At 63.5% G+C, this 4452-nt stretch carries 5 protein-coding genes and 1 pseudogene; 1 reads left to right on the top strand and 5 read right to left on the bottom strand.

The window, feature by feature from the left end:
- Positions 1 to 209: 209 nt before the first annotated feature.
- Genes aztC through aztA form a run of 3 tightly spaced genes read right to left on the bottom strand, consistent with a single transcriptional unit; the run spans position 210 to position 2860 of the window.
- Positions 210 to 1151, bottom strand: a complete 942-nt coding sequence (gene aztC, locus ENZ74_RS23205; RefSeq protein ID WP_013532309.1) for a zinc ABC transporter substrate-binding protein AztC — start codon at positions 1149 to 1151, stop codon at positions 210 to 212.
- Between the two features lie 27 nt (positions 1152 to 1178).
- Positions 1179 to 2054: a zinc ABC transporter permease AztB gene (aztB, locus tag ENZ74_RS23200; protein ID WP_013532308.1), complete on the bottom strand. Its 876-nt coding sequence runs from the start codon at positions 2052 to 2054 to the stop codon at positions 1179 to 1181.
- On the bottom strand, positions 2054 to 2860 hold the full coding sequence (gene aztA / locus ENZ74_RS23195) for a zinc ABC transporter ATP-binding protein AztA (RefSeq protein ID WP_063167741.1): 807 nt from the start codon (positions 2858 to 2860) through the stop codon (positions 2054 to 2056). The genes aztB and aztA overlap by 1 nt, the downstream gene beginning before the upstream one ends.
- A 226-nt stretch (positions 2861 to 3086) precedes the next feature.
- Here aztA and ENZ74_RS23190 point away from each other — a divergent pair, with 226 nt between their 5' ends.
- Entirely contained in the window at positions 3087 to 3431 is a 345-nt protein-coding gene (locus tag ENZ74_RS23190; protein WP_013532306.1) for a RidA family protein, read from the top strand.
- Positions 3432 to 3476: 45 nt separating this feature from the next.
- Here ENZ74_RS23190 and hutC read toward each other — a convergent pair whose 3' ends face one another.
- On the bottom strand, positions 3477 to 4214 hold the full coding sequence (hutC, locus tag ENZ74_RS23185; protein WP_082826433.1) for a histidine utilization repressor: 738 nt from the start codon (positions 4212 to 4214) through the stop codon (positions 3477 to 3479).
- A pseudogene (locus ENZ74_RS23180) lies at positions 4211 to 4452 on the bottom strand (formimidoylglutamate deiminase); the annotation flags it as partial. The gene hutC and the pseudogene ENZ74_RS23180, both read right to left, overlap by 4 nt.

The following is a 4452-nucleotide window of genomic DNA, read 5'->3' as shown; positions in this document are numbered from 1 at the left end:
TCTTCGGGCTGGATCTGGCCCGAGACCGAATAGTCCTCGCTGATTTCGCGGTATTCCATGGCAGCATCCTCGCAAACTGGTCAGGTGGCAGTCTTGCCACTCCCCGACATGGGCGGCAATCCGTGCCGAAGGATTTCTCTGCCAAATAGCCATTGCGTGCCAGAAAATCCAACCGGGCCGATGCGGCCCGGCTGGACAATCCTTCAAACTCAGCTGCCGAGAATAGCGCCTTTGATCTGACGGATGTTGTTGTGCATCATGTCGATATAGGTCGCGGCCGGGCCGTCGGGCTGCGACAGCGCGTCCGAATAGAGCGTGCCGCCGACTTTGATGCCGGTTTCGCTGGCGATTTGCTCGATCAGGCGCGGGTTGGTGATGTTCTCGACGAAGATCGCAGCCGCCTTGTCCTGCTTCACCTGATTGACCAGCTTGGCAACGTCTGCGGCGGATGGTTCGGAGTCGGTCGAGACCCCTTGCGGGGCGAGGAAGGTCAGGCCGTATGCATGTTCGAAATAGCCGAAGGCGTCGTGCGAGGTGATGACGACGCGCTTGCTCTCTGGGATCGAGGCAATTGCCGCTTTCACTTCACCTTCGACCGCATCAAGCTTCTTGGTGTAGGCGGCGGCATTGGTCTGATAGCTGACGCAGCCTTCCGAATCGGCCGCGCAGAAAGCCTCGGCGATGTTCTTCACATAGATCCTGGCGTTGGCAATCGACTGGAATGCGTGGGGATCGGTGACCGTCTTGCCGCCGCCGGTGCCGGCACCTTCGGCCGCGTCGGCATCGGCGAATTCAGGCTTGAAATCGATCGGCGTCACGCCCTTGGTCAAGGTGATGATCGAGGCCTTGGTGGCACTGGCATCGACCAGCCGCTGCAGAAAACCTTCGAAATGCAGGCCGTTGACCAGCACGATGTCGGCCTTGGCCATGGCCACCGCATCGGCCGGGCTCGGCTCGTAGACATGGGCATCGCCATCCGGCCCGACGATGGTGGTGACATCGATGCGGTCGCCGCCGACATTTTTGGCGAAATCGGCAATGACGGTGAAGCTGGCGACCACTTTCAGCGGGGCCGCGAAGGCCGACGATGCGCCAAAGGCGGTTAATGTTATAACGCTCATCGCCAGGGCGGCATGGATGGATTTCAGCATAGAGGGGTCTCCTTCTAGGGGCGGGGATCAGGCCGTTCTGTGACGGTGATGGATGATGCGCGCGCGCAGGATGCCGCGCGTGCCAAACAGGATCGAGGCGAAATAGACGACGCCGGCCGACAGGATGATGGCCGGGCCGGATGGCAGCGAGGCGTGATAGGACAAAAGCAGCCCGGCGACGCAGGATGCGAAGCCGATCAGTACGGCCAGCACGCACATCGGCTCGACGCGAACCGTCCAGAAGCGGGCGGCCGCGGCCGGCAGCATCATCAGCCCAACCGATAGAAGCGTGCCGAGCGCCTGGAAGCCGCCGACGAGGTTGAGTACGACAAGGCCGAGGAAGATGAAATGCACCGGGCTGCCGAGCCGGCTGACCGAGCGCAGGAACAGCGGGTCGAGGCATTCGGCGACCAGCGCCCGCCAGAAGATGGCGAGGCTGACCAGCGTCACCGCGACGATGCCGCCGATCAGCGTCAGGGCCTCGTCATTGAGCGCCAGCACGGTGCCGAACAGCACATGCATGAGATCGACGCTGGAACCGCGGATCGACACCATCAGCACGCCGATGGCGAGCGAAATCAGGTAGAAAGCCGCCATCGAGGCGTCTTCGCGCTGGATGGTGAAACGCGAGACGGCGCCGGCGCCGAGCGCGACGATGACGCCGGCGATCAGGCCGCCGATGGTCATCGGCAGGATTTCCAGCCCATAGAACAGGAAGCCGGCGGCTGCACCGGGCAGGATTGCGTGCGCCATGGCGTCGCCCGACAGGCTCATGCGCCGCAGCATAAGGAAGACGCCGATCGGGCAGGCGCCGAGCGACAGCATCAGCGAGCCGATCAACGCCCGCTGCATGAAGGCGAAATCGGCGAAGGGCGCGATGACTAGGCCGTAAAGCATGTCCATCAAGCAGCCCTCGGTCCGACGCCATGTTGGTGATCGTGATCGTGGCCATGGTGATCGTGACCATGAGCGTCCTCGCCCGGCTCGCACCAGGGTGCATTTTCTTCCCAGGCCTCGTGAAAACGGCGGGCGCGCAACAGATTTTCAGGCTTCAGCGTTTCCCGGGTTTCGCCCCAGGCGATCGGCTGGCGGGCCAGAAGCAGCGTTTCGGGGAAATTCTGCCGCACCAGATCCAGATCGTGGACGACGACCATGATGGTGCGTTCCTCGCCATGCCAGTGCTTGATCAGCGCAATGAGGTCGCCGACCGTCTTGGCGTCGACGGCGTTGAAGGGTTCGTCGAGCAGGATGAGGTCGGCGTCCTGCAGCAGGACACGGGCAAACAGCGTGCGCTGCAGTTGGCCGCCCGACAGCGTGTCGATCGGCCGCTTTTCAAAACCGCCGAGGCCCACCGCCATCAGCGCCTTGCTGACGTCATCGCGATCTTCCCTAGTGTAGCGGCCAAGCAGGCCGCGCCGTGGCCACAGGCCGAGCGAAACCAGATCCACCACCCGCGCCGGAAAGGACCGGTCGAGCTCCGATTGCTGCGGCAGATAGGCGGCACGTACACCGGGTGCGCGGACAACCTCGCCGGCCATCGGCTTCAGGACGCCGACAATACCTTTCATCAGCGTCGATTTGCCGGAGCCGTTGGCGCCGACCACAGCGGTCAGCGAGCCCTTGCGGATGGTGCCGTCGAGATGATGGATCGCCGGATGGCTGCCGTAGCCAAGCGTCAGGTCGCGGAATGTCAGGCAGGTATTTGTCATTCTGCGATCCGTAGGCGGCGAAATCCGGCTGCTGGCAGCGGCCGATTGGATATGTGATGTTATTACATTAGTCAACAAGCCAATCCGGCGGAATTGCGGCGGCAGGGTCAACTTGCCGTGTGTGCGTATCATATGCCGTTGGCCCAAGGGGATTCGACCTGGCGACCTTGCCCCAAGCCGGTCGCGACTCTAAAGAAGCGCAACCGCCACAGGAAGGAACCATCCAATGAGCATTCGTCGCATCGATGTCGGCCCGCGCATGAGCCAGATCGTCATCCATGGCAATACCGTCTATCTGGCTGGTCAGGTCGGCCAGCCAACCGGCAATGTCGCTTCGCAGACCAGGGACATCCTGGCGGCTGTCGACGAATTGCTGGCCAAGGCTGGCTCCGACAAGACCAAGATCCTGCAGGCGATCATCTGGCTGGCCGACATGAGCACCTTTGCCGAGATGAACGCGGAATGGGACAAGTGGGTGCCGCAGGGCAACACGCCAGCCCGCGCCACCGGCGAAGCAAAGCTCGCCGCCCCGGAATATCTGGTCGAGATTATTATTACCGCTGCGATTTGAGGCGTTGAAGCTGCCAATCTCCCCCCACGTGGGGGGAGATCAGCCTCACCCCTGCGGCCTGAACCTCGCCACCAGCGTGTGGCTCTCGGCCGCGTAGGTGAAGCGCACATGGGTGACCGGGTGCTCGGCGCTCCACGTCCGTCGCTCGACCACCAAGCAGGGCGCACCGGTTTCTATATCGAGTGCAGCCGCGATATGCCTGTCGGCGGCGACAGCGCGAATCCGGTGCTCGGCTTCGCTCCACGGCACGCGGCCAATCAGCCATGGTCCTGGTGCGGTGGCCACGAATTCCTCGTCCGCTGCCTCGGGCACGGCGGTGAGATTGATCAGCCGCTGTTCATGCGCGAACGGCCGCTCGCCGGCGAAATGACCGCACTCCAGCGCCAGCACCGGTCCGGCCACGCCGAGTTCCAGCAGCGCGCGATCCCCGGCGCTGCTGCGCCTTTTGTGTCGGGCGACGCGCTCGTAGCGATAGGGCAGGCCGAGCGCTTCGACCTCGATGCGGATATCGTGGATTTCCAGCACCGCGGCCTGCGACTGCGGCCGGCGCACAAAGCTGCCTGAGCGGCGGCGGCGCTCGATCAGTCCGGCCTTGGCAAGCTGCGACAGCGCCTTGTTCACCGTCATGCGCGAGCAATTGTATTGCACGCTCAACTCATGCTCGAACGGGATGCGATGACCGGGCGCCCAGGCGCCGGACAGGATTTTCTCGCTGATGTCGGAGAGGATGCGCTGGTGCAGCGAGCCGCCGCCTTCCGCCTCCACTGTACCGGCCATGCTCATGCCGAAAGCGCCGTCATCACGTTGCGAAAACGCTCAGCGATGGCCTCTCGCTTCACATGCCTGCCGCCGCTGACCTGTTTGCGGCCATGCACCCAGACGCAGTCGACCTTGCTGCCATTGGCGAAGATCCAGGCGTCGAGGATCGCGTCGCCACTCTTGCCGGCCAGCGAGGGATTTTTGGGATCGAGCGAGACAAGATCGGCGGATGCGCCGGCGGCGATCGCGGAAGCACCGGCGC

It is taken from the genome of Mesorhizobium sp. M7A.F.Ca.CA.002.15.2.1, assembly GCF_003998715.1.
Taxonomy (GTDB): domain Bacteria; phylum Pseudomonadota; class Alphaproteobacteria; order Rhizobiales; family Rhizobiaceae; genus Mesorhizobium; species Mesorhizobium ciceri.
The sequence above is the reverse complement of the archived record's forward strand: the minus strand, read 5'-3'. Positions and strand labels throughout refer to the sequence as shown.